Genomic DNA, 17,703 nt, shown 5'->3' with positions numbered 1-17,703 from the left:
CCTAGCGCAGCTGGGCGGTCAGGTCGTCGGCCGAGGTGACCGGCCGGTCGCAGACGAAACCCCGGCAGACGTACGCGGTGGCGACGTCGCCGACGGCGGGCCGGTCCGCCAGCAACGGCACTCCCGGCTGGTCGGTCGCCCCGGCGACCACCACTGCGCCGGGTGGCGCGTAGCGACGGGCCGCCAGCAGCAGCGGGTCGCCGGCCGGATCGTCGGTGACCACGGCGATCTCGTACGGTCCGGCGAGCAGCGCCTCGCCGACCGCCGCCGCGTACCCGGTGAACCGCGCGTGCCGGGCCACCACCGGCGCGACGGTGGCCAGGGCGGCCTCGGCGGCGGCCCGGTAGCGCGGGGCACCGCGCAACGCGGCGTACGTGGTGAGTGCGGCGGCGGTCGCGCTCAGCCCGGACGGGGTGGCGTTGTCGGTCGGGTCGGCCGGCCGGGTGACGAGCCGTTCGGCGTCGTCGGCGGTGTCGTAGAAACCGCCGTTGTCGGCGGCGAACCGGGTCAGCGCCACGTCGAGCAGCTCACCGGCGAGGTCGAGCCAGCGGCCCTCGCCGCGCAGCTGGTGCACCGCGCAGAACGCCTCGGCGACGCAGCCGTAGTCCTCCAGCACCCCGGCCGGTGCGCCGACCAGGCCGTCGCGGGAGACCCGCCGCAGCCGGCCGTCGACCAGGTGGGTGCGGGCCAGGTACGCCGCAGTGGCCGTCGCCAGCTCGGCGGCCAGCTCGACATCGGGATCGGCGCCGCCGGTACGGGTGCCGCCGCCGACGTCGTCACCGCTGTCACCGCCGCGCGCGTCGGCGGTGCCGTCGGCGCCGAGCGCGTCGGCGGTGGTGGCGAACTCCGCCAGGGCGGTGACCGCCAGGCCGTTCCAGGCGGCCACCACCTTGTCGTCACGGGCCGGCTGCGCCCGGCCGGCCCGGGCCCGCCGCAGCGCCGACCGGATCCGGTCCACCGGCTCCAGCGGCACGTCGTCGATGTCCCTGGCCAGTCGCAGCACGCTGCTGCCGTGCTCGAAGGTGCCGTCAGCCGTCACGCCGTACAGATCCGCCGCCCACCGCCCGTCCGCCTCGCCGAGGACCTCGGTCAGCTGCTGTGGCGTCCACACGTACGTCGCACCCTCGACGCCGTCGGTGTCGGCGTCCAACGCCGAAGCGAACCCCCCGCCGGGTACGGCGAGCGCCTCGGCGAGGAACCGGACCGTCTCCCGGGCGACCCGGGCCGCCAGCCGGTCCCCGGTGAGCCGCCACAGTTGCGTGTAGACCCGCAGCAGCAGCGCGTTGTCGTAGAGCATCTTCTCGAAGTGCGGCACGGTCCAGGTGGCGTCCACGGCGTACCGGGCGAAGCCGCCGGCGAGCTGGTCGTAGAGGCCGCCCCGGGCCATCGCCTCGGCGGTGTGCCGGACGGTCTCCAGGCTGTCGGAGTCGCCGGTGCGCTGGTGGTGACGCAGCAGGAACAGCATCGCGAGGTGTGGCGGGAACTTCGGCGCGCCGCCGAAGCCGCCGTGGGTCGCGTCGTACTCCTGGTGCAGCGTGCGCGCGGCGGCGTCGAGCAGGTCGGCGGTGAGCGGGGTGGTCGGGCCGCCGACGGCCTGCGCGCCGCCGATCGCGGTCAACACGGCGGTCCCCTGACGCTGCACGGCGTCGCGCTGGTCGCGCCAGGCGGTGGTGACCGACTGCAGCAGCCGGACGAAGTTCGGCCGGGGGAAGTAGGTGCCGCAGAAGAACGGGGTGCCGTCCGGGGCGGCGAAGACCGTCATCGGCCAGCCGCCCTGCCCGGTCATCGCCTGGGTGGCGGCCATGTAGACCGCGTCGACGTCGGGGCGCTCCTCACGGTCCACCTTGATCGCGACGAAGTTGTCGTTGATCAGCTGCCCGACGGTGACGTCGGCGAACGACTCGTGCGCCATCACGTGGCACCAGTGGCAGGCGGCGTAGCCGACCGAGATCAGCACCGGCACGTCCCGACGGCGGGCCTCGTCGAACGCCTCCGGGCACCACGGCCACCAGTCGACCGGGTTGTCGGCATGCTGTTGCAGGTACGGGCTGGTCGCCTCGCCAAGCCGGTTCACGCGGGCTGCTCCTCGGGTCGTCGTACCACCCGACCTTAGCCAGTCCCCCGGCCCGGTGCCGGCAGCTGTGGATAGCACAGCGCGGTGAGGCCGGCGGCCGCTGCGGCTGCCACGTTCTCCGGCCGGTCGTCGACGAAGGTGACCTGCCCGGCCGGCGCGCCCAGTTGGCGCAGCAGGGCCTGGAAGATCGCCGGGTCCGGTTTGGTCAGCCCGAGCCGGCAGCTGAACAGCAGGTGCTGGAACGCCTGCGCCCAGGGTGCCGCCTCGATCGCGAGCGCGATCGAGGCCGGGGCGTTGGACAGCAGCGCGAGACCGTGGCCGGCGGCAGCGCAGTCGGCGACGAACCTGACCGTGTCCGGGTTGAGGTGGGACCAGCTGGCCACGTCGGCCCGGTCCAACTCGGCCGCCAACGGGTCGTCGTCGGCGAGCGGCCGGCCGACGACCTGGCTCCAGTACCGGCCAGGCGGCCAGCCACCGTCGTAAGCGTCCCGGTGCTGCCAGTACCGCTGCTCGAAGCCGGCCGCCGGCACCCCGGCGACGGCGGCCATGGCGGCCAGCGCGTCCGGTGGCTGCGGCAGCGAGATCACCTTGCCGTAGTCGAACACCAGCCAACTGTCGACGGCCGCGCCGGGGTGGGCGGTCACGAGGCGCCGTCCGGGTGGGTGGCCACGAGTACACGGGCTGGGTGGGTGGTCACGAGGCGCCGTCCGCCCGTAGCGGGTAGATCTGGGCCTGGGCGGAGTCGAGCAACGACCGCAGTACGGCGACGATCTTGTCCGCCGGCATCGGCTTGAAGAAGTGGTAGCCCTGCGCGGCGGCGCAGCCGAGTGCGGCGAGCGTGGCCCGCTGGTCGGCCGTCTCGACTCCTTCGGCGACCACCCGCAGCCCCATGTCCCGGCCGAGATGGACGGTGTGCCGGACGATCGCGGCGTCCGCCGGCGAATCGATCATGTTCATCACGAACGACCGGTCGACCTTGAGTTCGTCCACCGGGACCCGGGTCAGGAAGGCCAGCGACGAGAATCCGGTGCCGAAGTCGTCGACCGCCAGTTGGACGCCCATCTCCCGCAGCGTGCCCAGCACCTCGTCGATGATCTCCAGCTCGCTCATCACCACCGTCTCGGTGATTTCCAGCACCAGCCGCCGGGCCGGCACCTGATGCCGGCGCAGCAGCTCACCGATCTCGGCCGGCAGTTGCGGGTCGAGCAGGCTGCGGGCCGAGATGTTGACCGAGATCGGCACGTCGATGTCCTGCGCCGCCCACTGTGCCGCCACCGACAGGGCACGGTCGACGACGTACCGGGTGAAGGGGGCGAGCAGTTCGCTGCCCTCCACCGCCCGGACGAAGTCGACCGGAGTGAGCCGGCCGCGCCGTGGATGCCGCCACCGGATCAGCGCCTCGACCCCGGTGGGTGCGCCGGTGGCGAGGTCCACCGCCGGCTGCAGGGCGAGTTCGAGCTGGTCGTCGGTGTCGAGCGCGACACGCAGCTCGGCCAGCAGCGCCAGCTGGTCGGTGCTGGCGGCGTCCTTGGCGCTGTCGTAGCCGGCGACGCTGCCGCCGATCTCCTTCGCCTGGCTCATCGCGATGTTGGCCCGGCGCAACAGTTCGTTCATGTCGGCGGTGCCGGCCCCGGCGACCACCACCCCGAGGGCGCTCTCGACCGACATCCGCACCCCGGCGACCTCGGTCGGCTCCGCCAGCGCGGTGATCATCTCGCGGGCCCGCCGCATCGCCGTCCCGGTGGGCGAGCTGCGGTCGCCGGTGGCGCCCGGCGGCGGTGCCAGCGACGTCAGCAGTACGGCGAACTCGTCGTTGCCGAGCCGGCCGAGCAGCTCGCCGGAGCCGGTCCGGGCCCGCAGCCGGCGTGCCGCGGCCTGCAGCAGCTCGTCCCCGGCGGCGTTGCCGAGGGTGTCGTTGACCTCTTTGAAGCCCTTGATGTCCAGCATCAACAGGGCGATCTGATGGTCGTTGCCGAGCTCCTGCAGGGCGGCGTCGCCGCCGGTCAGCAGCGCCGACCGGTTGAGCAGCCCGGTCACCGGGTCGTGCGTCGACTCGTGGGCGGCCCGGGCGCTGAGGCTGGCGAGCTCGCGGTGGGTGGTGGCGTCGTGCAGCGCGGCGGCCAACGCGTGGCCGAAGGCGCAGAGCGCGTTGCGGTCCCGGGCGCCCGGCAGCGCACCGACCGGAAGGTGGACCCGGAGCGCGCCGACCGTGGTCGCCCCGACGGTGAGCGGATGCACCAGGACCCGGTCGTTGGGTTCGGCGTCGACGTACGGGGCGGAACCGGCGTCGGGCCCCGGTGCCCGTACCGCGGCCGTTCGCGGCTCGTCGGGTGCCTCCGCGCCGTGCAGTTGGCCGCTGTCGTCCCCGACGTAACGCCACAGCCGGCCGTCGACGCGCCGGACATCCACCTCGACCCGCTCGGCGCCGAACAGCGCCAGACCGCCGACCACGCCGGCACCGGCCACGCTCGGCTCGTCCAGCTGGTTCAGCGCGTGGGTCGCCTGGGCGAACTCCTGCCAGGCTCGCCGCTCGTCCTCGACCCGCAGCCAGTGCCCGTAGGTCTGCTGCAGCAGCCACAGCACCGGTGGCAGCAGCAGCAGCCAGCGCGGATCGTGGTCCAGCACGGTGACCGTGCCGAGGCCGACCAGCACGTTGCCGACGAACATCAGCGCCTTGTTGCGCAGCGCGTGCAGCAGGGTGGCGCCGAAGGGCCGGCCGTGGCGCAGGGCGATCGTCACCGCGGCCAGGCCTGCGGTGACGAGCAGGTAGGTGACCGCGCCCAGCGCCAGGGCACCGGCCAGCGGCGGGGTCAGCGGCTGGCCGTACGGATCGGACACGACCTGGGTGAGCAGCCCCGCCGCAGCGACCGCGACGGTCAGCGAGGCGGTGACCCGGGCGATCTCCGGCACCGTCCGCGACTCGGCGAACATCGACAACAGCGTCCAGGCCGCACCCACGCCGACCGCGGTGGCCACCGGCAGCCAGCCCGCTGGCACCAGGTACAGCCCGACGATGAGGGCGGCCTCGCCCCAGGTGAAGCTGACCGTGCCGGTGCCGATGCGGAACCGCAGGCGGGCGAGCTGAGCGACCCCGAGCAGCAGGACGACGACGGCGAACCGCGCCGGGGCGGGCCACGCCGTACCGCCGGGGTCGTCGTTGGTGACCAGGCCGATGGCGGCGGTGGCCAGCGCACCGAACAGGAGCGCGGCGGTGAAGACCGCCAGCTGCCACTGCCCAGCGGGCCGGTCGGGCGTCATGGGCCGCTCCCGGTGCGACCGACCGATCCGAGCGTCACTCGTGTCCGTGACGCCCCGCACGAGGCGACTGCGATGCCGTCCATGGTCGCCCCTTTCCGCGCGCGGTCGGAGGAACTCAAGGTCCCCGGCGGAAGGCTAAGCCAAAGCCGATTGCGGCAACAGGGGCCACAGGGCCGGTTTAGGAGCGGACGTCCACTCAGTGGGAGAAAAGTCCCTGACAGCAGGGGATGTAAGCGGTTACAAAGGCGATCCGGGGCGCGACTGCCGATCTGTCAGATCAAGGACATTAGCCTCGGCGGTCGCCGGCGTGTCGTCAGAGGATCGGCTCTCGAACCGCTCGGGCAACCGCCGCAGCCGGGCGTTCATGTTCCGGACCAGCAGGACCGTCACCGCAGCGAGCAGCAGGAGCAGGAACAGACCCATCGGGCCGGCCAGCCCACCGCTGCGGGTGTCCCCGAAGTTGTTGGCCGCGACGACCTGCACCAGGTCGAGCATGTCGGACTCCTCGCACGCGCTGACGACGACAGGTACACGCTACGCCGCCCAGTTCAGGGCCGGTCCAGCCACTCCCGCACTCCGGCAAAAAGGTCGGATTCCGGCATCGGGCTGGTCACCGACGACCGCACCAGCTCGTAGTCCTCCGTCGGCCAGGCCTGCCGCTGCACCTCCATCGGCACCTGGAACCAGAAGCCGTCCGGATCGACCTGCGTCGCGTGGGCGCGCAGCGCGTCGTCGCGGACCGGAAAGTAGTCGGCGCACTCCACCCGGGTCGTGATCCGGTCGCCCTTGTCCGGGCGGTCCTCCCACCGGCCCATCCACTCCGCGTACGGCGACTCCAGGCCGGCCGCGATCATCCCCTCGTGCAGGGCGAGGATCCGGGCCCGGGTGAAGCCCATGCAGTAGTACAGCTTCAACGGCTGCCACGGCTCACCGAGCTGCGGGTACCGCGACGCGTCCCCGGCGGCGTCGAACGCGGCCAGGCTGACCCGGTTGCACATGATGTGGTCCGGATGCGGATAGCCGCCGTCCTCGTCGTAGGTGGTGACCACGTGCGGACGGAACTCCCGGATCAACCGCACCAGCGGGGCGGCGGCCTGCTCGACCGGCTCCAGGGCGAAGCAGCCCGCCGGCAGCGGCGGCAGCGGGTCGCCCTCGGGCAGGCCCGAGTCGACGAACCCCAGCCAGGCCTGCTCCACGCCGAGGATCGCCCGGGCCGCGTCCATCTCCGCCCGCCGGATCTCGGCGATGTTCTCCCACACGTCCGGCCGGTCCAGCTTCGGATTGAGAACGCTGCCCCGCTCGCCTCCGGTGCAGGTCACCACCAGCACCTGGGCACCTTCGGCGACGTAGCGCGCCATCGTCGCCGCACCCTTGCTGGACTCGTCGTCCGGATGCGCGTGGACCGCCATCAGACGCAGTTGCTCAGCCAACGAACCGCTCCCTCGTAACACCACCGACGCCCCTGCCGACGTCTCTCCGGCCCGCCTTGCGACAATAGGGCCCGACGACCATTCTCACCGATGGCCCCGATCCGACCCGTTGGCACCGACCGACCCGTCGGCACCGATCCGCCCCGCCGAGGAGATGCGTACCGGGTGACCGACCCGTCCGCCACAACAGCACCGACCGCCGACATGTTCCCACCCGGGCGGTACGGTCGACGGCGCGCGTCCCGCCGTCGCCGGCCCTGGCTGGTCGCGGTGCTGGTCGCCCTGGCGGTGCTGGCCGGGCTGGTGGTCACGGTCCGGCTCTACACGCTGTACGGCGACCCGACGTACGACCCGAAGGTGATCACGTACACCGAGGCGACCGAGGACGGGATCCTGATCGACTTCGCGGTGAGGGTGCCACCCGGTGGGGCCGCCACCTGCCTGGTCCGGGCGCGCTCGCGCGACGGCGCGGAGGTCGGCCGGGACGAGGTGACGGTCCGGGCCGCTGCGGGCGAACGGCAGATCCGCACCACCCACCGACTACCCACCGAGCGGCAGGCGTTTCTCGGCGAGGTCACCCGCTGTCGGCCGGCCGACTGAAACTCCGCCGGCCCGCAACCACGGCACCACCATGCCGATCACTGGTACGTTGGTAGTTCGACCTCGTCCGCCCGCAAGCCCCAAGGAGATCGTCTGTGTCCACGACCGACCGCGAGGCGCCCGCCACCTGGCTGTCCCAGGACGCTTACGACCGGCTCAAGGCCGAGCTTGACGAGTTGATCGCCGGTCGCACGGTGATCGCCGCCGAGATCAACGCCCGGCGTGAGGAAGGCGACCTACGGGAGAACGGCGGATACCACGCCGCCCGGGAGGAGCAGGGCAAGCAGGAGGCGCGCATCCGCTACCTGCAGGAGCTGCTGCGTACCGCCCAGGTCGGCGAGGCCCCGAACGCCGACGCCGTGGCACCCGGGACGGTCGTCACGATCCACTTCGACGACGATCCGGCCGACACCGAGACCTTCCTGCTCGGCTCACGGGAGATCTCCTCGACCACCGAGCTGACCGTCTACAGCCCGGAGTCCGCGCTCGGCAAGGCGATCCTCGGGGCACGCAAGGGGCAGACGGTGACCTACACCGCACCCAGCGGCGCCGACATCAAGGTCACCGTCGACACCTTCGAGCCCTTCGCCGGCTGAGCGGCTGGCCCCGGCCGTCAGTCGGCCTCGGCAGCAGCGAAGCTGACCAGGTAGCCCCGGCCGCGCAGCGCGCGGACCAGTGTTTCCGAGTGCTCCGGCCCCCGGGTCTCCACGGACAGCCCGACCTCCACCTCGCCGAGTCGCAACCGGGGGCTGCGGCGCTGGTGCTCGACGTCGACCACGTTGGCCCGCTGCTCGGCGATCAGCGACAGCACCGCCGCCAACTCGCCGGGACGGTCGCCACACCGGATCGTCAACCGCAGGTAGCGCCCGGCGGCGGCGAGCCCGTACTCGATCACCCGCAACAGCAGCAGCGGGTCGATGTTGCCGCCGGAGAGCACCGCGACGGTCGGTGTGGCCGGCCGTACGGCACCGGACAGCAGCGCGGCGACGGCGGCCGACCCGGCCGGCTCGACCACCTGCTTGCCGCGTTCCAGCAGCATCAGCAGGGCCTGGGAGATCTCCTCCTCCGACACCGTCACGATCTCGTCCACCAACTTGCTGACGTGGGCGAAGGTGAGTTCGCCGGGCCGCCCCACGGCGATGCCGTCGGCGATCGTACGCATGGAATCCAGCCGCACCGGCGCACCGGCCGACAGCGACGGTGGGAACGCGGCCGCGTTGTCGGCCTGTACGCCGATCACCCGCACGTCCGGCCGCAGCGCCTTGACCGCGACCGCGATCCCGGAGACCAGCCCGCCGCCGCCGACCGCTGTGACGATCGTGGTCACCTGCGGACACTGCTCCAGGATCTCCAGCGCCACGGTGCCCTGGCCGGCTATGACGTCCGGATGGTCGAACGGGTGGATCAGCACCGCCCCGGTCCGGTCGGCGTACTCCCGGGCGGCGTCCAACGCCTCATCCACGGTGGACCCGGAGAACTCGACGTGGGCGCCGTACCGTTTGGTGGCGGCGACCTTCGGCAGCGGCGCGCCCACCGGCATGAACACCGTCGACGTGATGCCCAGCAGGCCGGCGGCGAGAGCGACCCCTTGGGCGTGGTTGCCGGCGCTCGCGGCGACCACGCCACGCTGCCGTTGCTGCGCGGTCAGCCGGGAGATCCGCAGATAGGCGCCACGGACCTTGTAGGAGCCGGCGCGCTGCAGGTGCTCGCACTTGAGCCACACCGGACCGCCGAGCAGGTCGGTCAACGGCCGGGACGGCTCCAGCGGGGTGACCCGCACCACGTCGGCGAGGGCCGCGCGGGCGGCGACGACGTCCGCGAGCGTGACCAGTTCCGTCATCAGATCCGTACTCCCTGGTACACCTGGGGCCAGGCTCGGGCGAGCCGTTCCTCCTGGGCCCGGCTCACCTGCCGGACGACGATGATGATCGTGGCGGCCGCGACGGCGCTGGCCAGCGCCGCAAGCACCCGCATGGGCACCAGCGCGACGAACTCGGCGCGGAACGCGACCACGTCCACCGGGAACGGGGCGTCCACGAACTCGGTGAACACCCGGTCACCCTGCCGACTCACCAGCCTGGTGATGACCTGATAGCCGAGGAAGGCCGCCCACCAGACCCGGACCGCCACCGGGGTGGCGGCCTGCCACAGGCTGTCCCGGGCCACATTGGCCACCACCCGGTACGGCACGAAGAAGTTGGCGATCGGCACCAGCCAGCCGGCGATCGCCCAGCCTCGGCGCATCGATCCGCCGGCACCGGGGAAGGCGTCCAGGTTGGCGCGGGCCCGGTAGGTCCACATGATCATCGGTACGCAGGCCGTCAGCACCAGCCCGGCGGTCAGCAGCCCGAGCGCGAGATCGACGGCGAACGCCGCCAGGAGCAGCATGTCCCCGTCGCTGACGACCCCGGCCTCGGCGAGCAGCGCGACCACCAACGGCCAGCTGGCGTACCCGACGTCGGCGACCACCACGGCGACGATCGCCACACAGGTCACGATCCCGAGCGTGTGGGTGCGGTACGTCCGCGCCCCGGGCCGCACCGCCGGCTCACCGGCCGGGGTGTTGCACAGTAGGCAGTACCGTTGCCGGGAACCGACCTGCCCACCGCAGGTCGCACACGGCACACTGGCCGTCTGATCGTCCACGTCGTCCTCCTCCGCGCCCGCGACAGCATGTCGGGCGGCGGCGACCGGGTCAACCAGGATCATCGACCGACCGGGCTGCCCGGCCGTGGCCAGGACGGGGGGTGCCGGGGCCAGGGTGCCATGATCTCCAGTTGGCCGGCGACGGCCAGCAGCAGCAGCTCCGAACCGGGCGGGCCGACCAGTTGCACGCCGACCGGCAGCCCTTCGGGGCGCTGACCGGCCGGTACCACCAGCGCCGGCAGACCGGCCATGTTCCACGGTGCCGCGTACGGGGCGTAGCGCACGCAGCTCCACATGTTCGCCGCCCAGGATCGGCGCGCCCAACTGCTGGCCAGTGGCGGCACGCCGGCCAGCGCAGGGGTCAGCAGCACGTCGATCCGGTGGTCGGCGAAGAGCCCGATCATCCGCTCCCGCCAGGCGGTCCGGTCGGCTTCCCGGACGTACCCCCGGCGTTGCGCCCACCGGCCCAGCGCGACGTGCCGGCGGGTCCGCGGCTGCAGGTCCCGCCCGCCGGCCCGGCCGACGACGGCGTCCTCGGCCGCCCCGGCGAACCAGGTCGCCACCCCACGCAGCCCGAGCGAGACCGGGTAGGTCAGTTCGTGGCCGACCACGTCGTGCCCGGCCTCGGTGAGCCGGCGCGACGTCGCCGCGACGGCGTCGCGGTTGGCCGCGTCCGCGCGTACCCCGGCCAACGGCGAGGTCAGCGACACCGCGACCCGCAGCCGCGCCGGTTGCACCAGTTTCTCCGGTCGCCGGCCGGCAAGCACCGCGAACCCGGTGGCCGCGTCGGCGACGCAGCTGGCCAGGATGCCGTGTTCGGTGAGGCCGAACCAGTCCTCGGCACCGAGCTGGCGTGGCACCACGTCGCGGCCGGGTTTGAGCCCGAGCAGGCCGCAGCAGGCCGCCGGGATCCGGATCGACCCGAAGCCGTCGTTGCCGTGCGCGATCGGCACCATGCCGCTGGCGACCGCCGCCGCCGCGCCGCCGGAGGAGCCGCCGGGGGTGCGCGCCGGCTGCCACGGGTTGCGGCTGGTCCCGGAGGCATCGTCGGTGGTCGCCCAGAGGCCGAGCTCCGGCATCCGGGTGACCCCGACGACGACCGCACCCGCGCCGCGCAGCCGGCGGACGACCTCGTGATCGTCCTCGGCCACCTCGGTGCGCACCGCCGCCGAGCCGCGCCAGGTGGCCAACCCGGCGACCGGGGTGTTCTCCTTGACCGCCACCGGCACCCCGGCAAGTGGCAGGTTCGCCAGGTCCTCCTGCTCGTCGACCTTCTCCGCCTCGACGATCGCCTCGCCGCCCCGGACCGCGCGGAACGCGGAGAGTTCACCGTCGGCCCAGGCGATGTGGTCGAGGTGGTCGGCGACGACCTGGGTGGCCGAGGCGTCGCCCCGGCGCACGGCACGGGCGATCTGCCGGGCGGTGGTTCCCACCCAGGTCGGGACGATGTCGTGCACGGCACCTCCAGGCAGCCGGTACGCGGTGGGGGCTTCGCGACGTCTCAGCCGAGCGCCTGGTCGAGGTCGGCCAGCAGGTCGTCGACGGTTTCGATGCCGACAGACAGTCGCACGAGATCACCGGGGACTTCAAGAGGTGACCCGGCGGCGCTCGCGTGCGTCATTTGTCCAGGGTGTTCGATCAACGATTCGACGCCACCGAGCGACTCGGCGAGCACGAAGAGTCGGGCCCGGTTGCAGATCTCGACGGCGCGGGCGGGCCCACCGGCGGCCCGGAACGACACCATGCCGCCGAATCGGCGCATCTGCTTGGCCGCCGTCTCGTGGCCGGGGTGCTCGGCGAGCCCCGGGTAGAGCACCTGGTGGACCGCCGGGTGGTGGACCAGGAACTCGACGATCCGCTCGGCGTTGTCGCAGTGCCGTTCCATCCGTACGCCGAGGGTCTTGACGCCGCGCAGGGTGAGCCAGGCGTCGAACGGGCCGTTGACGGCGCCCATGGCGTTCTGGTGGAAGGCCAGCTCGACGGCGAGCTCCGGGGCGTCGACGACGAGTGCCCCGCCGACCACGTCGGAGTGTCCTCCCAGGTACTTGGTGGTGGAGTGGACGACGACGTCGGCGCCGAGGGCGAGCGGCTGCTGCAGGTACGGCGAGGCGAAGGTGTTGTCGACCGCGAGCAGCGCGCCGGTGTCGCGGGCGAGGGCGCCCAGGGCGGCGATGTCGGCGATGCCGAGCAGCGGGTTGGTCGGGGTTTCCGCCCAGATCATCCTGGTACGTCCGGGTTGCACCGCTGCCCGGACCGCGTCGACGTCGGAGATCCGCGCCGCGCTCCAGGTCAGCCCCCACCGCTGCGCGACCTTGGCGAACAGCCGGAAGGTGCCGCCGTACGCGTCGTCCGGGATGATGACGTGGTCACCCGGCCGGCAGACGGTCCGCAGCAGCGTGTCCTCGGCGGCGAGCCCACTGGCGAAGGCGAGCGCGGTCCGGCCGCCCTCGATCGCCGCCAGGCACTCCTGCAGGGCGTCGCGGGTCGGGTTGGCCGAGCGGCTGTACTCGTACCCCGACCGGGGGGCGCCGACCTCGTCCTGGGCGTACGTGCTCGTCTGGTAGATCGGTGGCACGACCGCCCCGGTCCGGGCCTCCGGCTCCTGGCCGGCGTGGATGGCGACCGTGTCGAACCCGTATGTCATGGGTCGAGGCTAGGCCATCGTCGGGGAGCCGCCCCCGGTCGGGACGGATGCGGCGCGTCCGGGTGGGTACGCCCTGGCAGCGAGCCGGGAACGGCACACCGGGGCGCCGGCGGGAACGACCCGGCCGCCAGCGGTGTTACCCCGGTGGCAACGACGAGAGGAGTCGCGGTGTTCCTACGACCGATGAAAGCGAGCCTGCCCGCGCCGGGTCAGGCGCTGCCCGGCCGGGACCGGCCGATGCCGGTCGCCGACCGGCACCTGGTGCTCGGTACGCCGCTGGTCGGCCCCTGGCCGGCCGGTACCCGGGTGGCGATCTTCGGCATGGGCTGTTTCTGGGGGGCCGAGCGACTGTTCTGGAGCCTGCCCGGGGTCTACTCGACCTCGGTCGGCTACGCGGGTGGCGAGACCGCCAACCCGACGTACGAGGAGGTGTGTTCGGGGGCGACCGGACACGCCGAGGTCGTCCAGGTGGTCTACGACCCGTCCGTGATCAGCTACGCCGACCTGCTCAAGGTGTTCTGGGAGAACCACGACCCGACGCAGGGCATGCGGCAGGGCAACGACGTCGGCACCCAGTACCGGTCGACGATCTACACCACCGACGCCGAGCAGGCGGCCGAGGCCGCCGCGTCCCGGGAGGCGTTCGCGCCGGTCGTGGCGGCGGCCGGGCGGGACGGGATCACCACCGAGATCCGGCCGGCGGACACCTACTACTACGCCGAGGACCACCACCAGCAGTACCTGCACAAGAACCCCGGTGGGTACTGCAACCACGGGCCGAACGGGATGACCTGCCCGGTCGGCGTCGCCCGTACCGCCTGACGGCACGGCTGTGCCCGCACGGCTCCGACCGCGCCGCCGACCGCCTCGGCGGCGCGGTCGGCTTGCCGGTGTATCCGGCCGGGCGTCAGGCTGCGGCCTGCTCGACCTCCCGCAGCATCAGCCGCAGGGACTGGCTGTGTTTGGCCGACGGCAGCCGGGCCAGCGCCGACCTGGCGTACCGCACGCCCTCGGTCCGGTCGCCCGACCGGACCAGCATGAGGCCACGGTGCAGCTCGATGTGGGTGGCGAACCGGGTCAGGCTCGCCGGTCGGGTCCGGTCCGCCCACTCCTGGGCCCCGACCGCGGCCGGGTCGCCCAGCCGGGCCAGCAGCATGCTGGTGAAGGTGGCCATCCGCCACTGCGGCACCGCGAAATCGGAGATCTGGTCGGTCGAGTCGACCGCGTCGAAGACCCGCCGGGCCGCGTCGAGATGGGCCAGAGCGGCGGTACGGTCGCCACGTACCCCGGCGACCTGCGCCTTCGCCATCAGTGCGTTGAGCCGGCCGAGCGAGGGTCGCTCACTGAGCGCGAGCGCCTGGTCGGCAAGGTCCTGCGCGACACCGAGCGCGGCGCCTTCGTACCCGAGGGCGAGCGCGGCCCGGCCACGGACCCACACCCGTACGGCGGTGTCCCCGCTGCGGTCGGCGGCGACGGCGGCGAGCCGGTACCACCGGACAGCCTCCTGTGCCTGCCCGGTGGTCTTGCCGTACACGCTGAGAAAGCGCGCGGCCAGCCCCCACATCGGCGGTGAACCGAGCTGCTGCTGCAGCACCACGAGGTCGTTGGCGAGCCGGTCCTGCAACTCCCCGGCACCGACGGACATGTAGTCGCGGCCGAGGTTGTCGGCGTGCTCGCGCCACTGCTCCTCGGCTGCCGGATCGCCGAGCGCGGCGGTGAAGCCGCGGTGGATCAACTCGGAGATGGCACCCGGCGCCACCACTCCGGCGGCCAGCCCGGTGATCAGACCGCGACGTTGCATCTGGTCTCCCAACACCTGTTCATAGGCGGTCACCACGTCGGCCGTCGCGGTCCGCCGCCCTGCCTCGACGTTCGACAGATGGCCCTTGCTGAAGTGGCTGAGTGCCGCCATTCGGGCCAGACTGATGCCGGCGGATTCCCGGGCCACCCTCAGCTTCTCACCCGTGTCACTCATATTCTGTCTGCCCACCCCTATTGAAACCTGCTGAAAACCCACCCGCCCTATTCATGGTCGACAGCGCCGTACGACGCTATTGAACAGGGCCGCGGGGATGGCGCGAGGACGCGTTCGACGAGCCTCCACCGACTTGGCGTAACGACCCGTCGACCTCGCGGCCCGCCCACGGCTGCCGCCGCAGGACGTGGCCTTTGATCGACTCGTCCCCCCGATCACACACGCTGCGATCGATCGACCTGTGTGCGGGCATTCGCACCGGCCACACCTGTCCGATCATGACGACGGAACGAATCACCCGGAAAGACGATGGCAGATACAACGGCCAACGGACAAGTCGCCACCGTATCGTTTCAGTCAATATTGATCACCCCCGCAGGTTCCCCACTCCCTAAGGCGAACATCAATACACCGAACATTGCATACTTAATGTGCACAGGTGACTACATTTAGTAACCGACAAGGTCCAGCGGCCACCCCGGCCGGTGCCACCGGAGGCGCCGGGGCGACACCCCGGCGACCCCCGTGGTGATCGGCAAAAGCCGTTGCCGCCGGCCAGCGCGCCCGGCTAGCGTGGCCGTACACGGGAAAGGAGGTGGTCCGACGTTGGATAGCAATGGGACTCGTGAGGTGACTGTCCGCTAGCCGCTGTCCTCGACAGCTCCGATCGTCGAGACCGTGTGGCAGCGGTGCGGCGAAACCACGACAGCCACCCGACCCCCGGGGTGCTGGCCCAGTCCAGCCGGCCCACGTCACCGACGTGGAAACCCCGGGGGTCGTTTTATGCCGGTACGCTCACCAGGTGGCGCTCACCCTCCGCCCGGCCCGGCTCGACGACGTCGACGCGGTCGGCCACCTGCACCACATCTCCCGGCGCAGCGCCTACCGGGGCATCGTCGCGGACGCCGCGCTGGACGCCGTGCCGGGTCCGGTGCTGGCCGCCTGGTGGACCGAGCGGCTGACCTACGAGAGCGACACCCACCGGCTCACCGTCGCCGAACGCGACAGCGAGCTGGCCGGCTTCACCTACGTCGGACCGCACAGCGACGGCGACCCCGACACCGGCGAGCTGTACGCCATCCACGTCGCCCCGCCGCACCAGGGCACCGGCATCGGCACCGCGCTGCTGCGCGACGCACTCGACACGATGCGCGGCCACCGCTACGACCGTGCGGTGCTCTGGGTCCTGGCCGAGAACCAGCCGGCCCGACGCTTCTACGAACACAGTGGCTGGTGGCCGGACGGGCAGCGCCGGGACAGTTGGATCGGGCCGGTGCTCACCCCGCAGCTGCGCTACACCCGCGCGCTGCCCACCACCGACGTGTGACGGCCGGGCGAGAGTACGGAGCCGCTGCTGCGGGGGTTCCGTCCAGCCCCGTACTCTCGCCCGGCACTGCCCGCCCTAACCGGGGGAAAACGCCTGGCCGAAGGCGCTCAACCGGCGGAGGCGTGCCGGTTGATCGGCGTGGGCGGGCAACAATGCGGGACACCGGGATGCTGGCGGGCGCCCGGGTCACCGCAGAGTGAAGCACCATGGTCGTCCGCCCCGGCAGCGGACAGTGCCGGGGCGGAACTTCCATAGCCCTAGTCAACATCAGCTCACGGCATCCAACCGGACACCCTGTGCGATTATTCGCCGCTGTTTCCGAGATGCGCCAACAGATCCTGGCGGGTGATCACGCCACGCGGCTTGCCGTCGACCAGCACCAGCGCCGCGTCCGTACCGGCCAGCAGCGCCACCGCCTCACGGACCGGCTGCCCGCCACCGATCATCGGCAGCGGTGCGCCCATGTGCCGTTCGATCGTGTCGTGCAGCTGCGCCTTGCCGCTGAACAGCGCGTCGAGCAGGTCCCGCTCGGCGATCGACCCGGCCACCTCACCGGTCACCACCGGCGGCTCCGCCTTCAGCACCGGCAGCTGGGAGATGCCGTACTCGCGCAGGTAGTCGACCGCGTCGCGGACCGTCTCGGTCGGATGGACGTGCACCAGCTCCGGCAGACCGCCCGGCTTGGCCGCCAGCACGTCACCGACGGTCGGCTCGGCGCCGTTGGTGTCCAGGAACCCGTACCGGGCCATCCAGTCGTCGTTGAAGATCTTCGACAGGTAGCCGCGACCGCCGTCGGGCAGCAGCACCACCACCACGTCGTCCGGACCGGCCCGCCGGGCCACCCGCAGCGCGGCGGCGACCGCCATCCCGCACGAACCGCCCACCAGCAGCCCTTCCTCACGGGCCAGCCGCCGGGTGAGCACGAACGACTCCCGGTCGGAGACCTCCACGATCTCGTCACAGACCGACCGGTCGTAGGTCTGCGGCCAGAAGTCCTCGCCGACTCCCTCCACCAGGTACGGTCGTCCCGACCCTCCGGAGTAGACTGAGCCCTCCGGGTCCGCACCGATCACCCGGACCGCACCGTCGGAGGCCTCCTTGAGGTAGCGGCCCACCCCGGAGATCGTCCCGCCGGTGCCCACCCCGGCGACGAAGTGGGTGATCCGGCCGTCGGTCTGCGCCCACAGCTCCGGCCCGGTGCCCTCGTAGTGCGACTGCGGGTTGGCCGGATTCGCGTACTGGTCCGGTTTCCAGGCCCCCGGGATCTCCGCCGCCAGCCGGTCGGAGACCTGGTAGTAGGAGCGAGGGTCCTCCGGCGCCACCGCGGTCGGGCAGACCACCACCTCGGCGCCGTACGCCCGCAGCACGTTCTGCTTGTCCTCACTGACCTTGTCCGGGCAGACGAAGACGCACTGGTAGCCCTTGAGCTGCGCGACGAGCGCCAGGCCGACGCCGGTGTTTCCGCTGGTCGGCTCCACGATCGTGCCGCCCGGCCGGAGTCGACCGGACTGCTCGGCGGCTTCCACCATGCGCAGCGCGATCCGGTCCTTCACCGAACCGCCCGGGTTGAAGTACTCGACCTTGGCCAGCACCGTCGCGGCGATTCCGGCGGTGACCTTCCGTAGGCGGACCAGCGGGGTGTTGCCGATGAGATCAACGACGTTGTCGTGGTAACGCACCTCGTTGTGCCCTTCTGCTGACGCCGGCACCGTCATCGTCGGGGTCGAGGTCGTCAGCCGACAACAGCCC

14 protein-coding genes and 2 pseudogenes are annotated in these 17,703 nt (G+C 72.2%); 4 read left to right on the top strand and 12 right to left on the bottom strand.

Annotated elements, in window-relative coordinates:
- Position 1: 1 nt before the first annotated feature.
- From O7608_RS32130 to mca, 6 genes and pseudogenes are all read right to left on the bottom strand, one after another.
- Positions 2-700 (bottom strand): annotated as a pseudogene (locus O7608_RS32130) (hypothetical protein); the annotation flags it as partial.
- A gap of 137 nt (positions 701-837) precedes the next feature.
- Positions 838-2,074 (bottom strand): annotated as a pseudogene (locus O7608_RS32125) (thioredoxin domain-containing protein); the annotation flags it as partial.
- 35 nt (positions 2,075-2,109) lie between these two features.
- Positions 2,110-2,718, bottom strand: coding sequence for an HAD-IA family hydrolase (locus O7608_RS08825; RefSeq protein ID WP_289209473.1), 609 nt, complete (start codon positions 2,716-2,718; stop codon positions 2,110-2,112).
- Between the two features lie 49 nt (positions 2,719-2,767).
- Positions 2,768-5,332, bottom strand: coding sequence for a GGDEF domain-containing phosphodiesterase (locus O7608_RS08820; RefSeq protein WP_289209472.1), 2,565 nt, complete (start codon positions 5,330-5,332; stop codon positions 2,768-2,770).
- A gap of 237 nt (positions 5,333-5,569) precedes the next feature.
- Positions 5,570-5,827 carry a hypothetical protein gene (locus O7608_RS08815; protein WP_289209471.1) on the bottom strand — a complete coding sequence of 86 codons (258 nt, stop codon included), beginning with the start codon at positions 5,825-5,827 and terminating at the stop codon, positions 5,570-5,572.
- A gap of 53 nt (positions 5,828-5,880) precedes the next feature.
- Positions 5,881-6,762: a mycothiol conjugate amidase Mca gene (gene mca, locus O7608_RS08810; protein WP_289209470.1), complete on the bottom strand. Its 882-nt coding sequence runs from the start codon at positions 6,760-6,762 to the stop codon at positions 5,881-5,883.
- 165 nt (positions 6,763-6,927) lie between these two features.
- Between mca and O7608_RS08805 the strand changes: the two genes are divergently transcribed.
- Both O7608_RS08805 and greA read left to right on the top strand, forming a co-directional pair.
- The gene (locus O7608_RS08805) at positions 6,928-7,362 is read left to right on the top strand and encodes a DUF4307 domain-containing protein (protein WP_421359202.1); all 435 of its coding nucleotides are present in this window, start codon (positions 6,928-6,930) and stop codon (positions 7,360-7,362) included.
- Positions 7,363-7,457: 95 nt separating this feature from the next.
- Positions 7,458-7,958, top strand: a complete 501-nt coding sequence (gene greA, locus O7608_RS08800; RefSeq protein ID WP_282223874.1) for a transcription elongation factor GreA — start codon at positions 7,458-7,460, stop codon at positions 7,956-7,958.
- 17 nt (positions 7,959-7,975) lie between these two features.
- On the opposite strand, the gene ilvA is transcribed toward greA, so the two are convergent.
- The 4 genes from ilvA to O7608_RS08780 are packed head-to-tail and all read right to left on the bottom strand — an operon-like array spanning position 7,976 to position 12,652.
- Positions 7,976-9,202: a threonine ammonia-lyase gene (gene ilvA / locus O7608_RS08795; protein ID WP_289209469.1), complete on the bottom strand. Its 1,227-nt coding sequence runs from the start codon at positions 9,200-9,202 to the stop codon at positions 7,976-7,978.
- Positions 9,202-10,071 (bottom strand): DUF4328 domain-containing protein, encoded by an 870-nt coding sequence (locus O7608_RS08790; protein ID WP_289209468.1) that lies wholly within the window; start codon positions 10,069-10,071, stop codon positions 9,202-9,204. The genes ilvA and O7608_RS08790 overlap by 1 nt, the downstream gene beginning before the upstream one ends.
- Positions 10,068-11,465 (bottom strand): amidase, encoded by a 1,398-nt coding sequence (locus tag O7608_RS08785; RefSeq protein ID WP_289209467.1) that lies wholly within the window; start codon positions 11,463-11,465, stop codon positions 10,068-10,070. Before O7608_RS08785 ends, O7608_RS08790 begins: the two co-directional genes overlap by 4 nt.
- 44 nt (positions 11,466-11,509) lie before the next feature.
- Entirely contained in the window at positions 11,510-12,652 is a 1,143-nt protein-coding gene (locus O7608_RS08780) for a cystathionine gamma-synthase (RefSeq protein ID WP_289209466.1), read from the bottom strand.
- Positions 12,653-12,820: 168 nt separating this feature from the next.
- On the opposite strand from O7608_RS08780, the gene msrA reads away from it, so the two are divergent.
- Complete coding sequence (gene msrA, locus O7608_RS08775) at positions 12,821-13,474, top strand: peptide-methionine (S)-S-oxide reductase MsrA (RefSeq protein ID WP_289209465.1); 654 nt, start codon at positions 12,821-12,823, stop codon at positions 13,472-13,474.
- A gap of 85 nt (positions 13,475-13,559) precedes the next feature.
- On the opposite strand, the gene O7608_RS08770 is transcribed toward msrA, so the two are convergent.
- Complete coding sequence (locus O7608_RS08770) at positions 13,560-14,627, bottom strand: helix-turn-helix domain-containing protein (RefSeq protein WP_289209464.1); 1,068 nt, start codon at positions 14,625-14,627, stop codon at positions 13,560-13,562.
- A gap of 802 nt (positions 14,628-15,429) precedes the next feature.
- Here O7608_RS08770 and O7608_RS08765 point away from each other — a divergent pair.
- Positions 15,430-15,954 (top strand): GNAT family N-acetyltransferase, encoded by a 525-nt coding sequence (locus O7608_RS08765; RefSeq protein ID WP_289209463.1) that lies wholly within the window; start codon positions 15,430-15,432, stop codon positions 15,952-15,954.
- A 302-nt stretch (positions 15,955-16,256) separates the two neighbouring features.
- Here O7608_RS08765 and O7608_RS08760 read toward each other — a convergent pair whose 3' ends face one another.
- Positions 16,257-17,633, bottom strand: a complete 1,377-nt coding sequence (locus O7608_RS08760; protein WP_289210834.1) for a cystathionine beta-synthase — start codon at positions 17,631-17,633, stop codon at positions 16,257-16,259.
- Positions 17,634-17,703: the final 70 nt, after the last annotated feature.

Source organism: Solwaraspora sp. WMMA2056 (assembly GCF_030345095.1).
Taxonomy (GTDB): Bacteria; Actinomycetota; Actinomycetes; order Mycobacteriales; family Micromonosporaceae; genus Micromonospora_E.
This window is presented reverse-complemented; position numbering and strand designations above follow the sequence as displayed.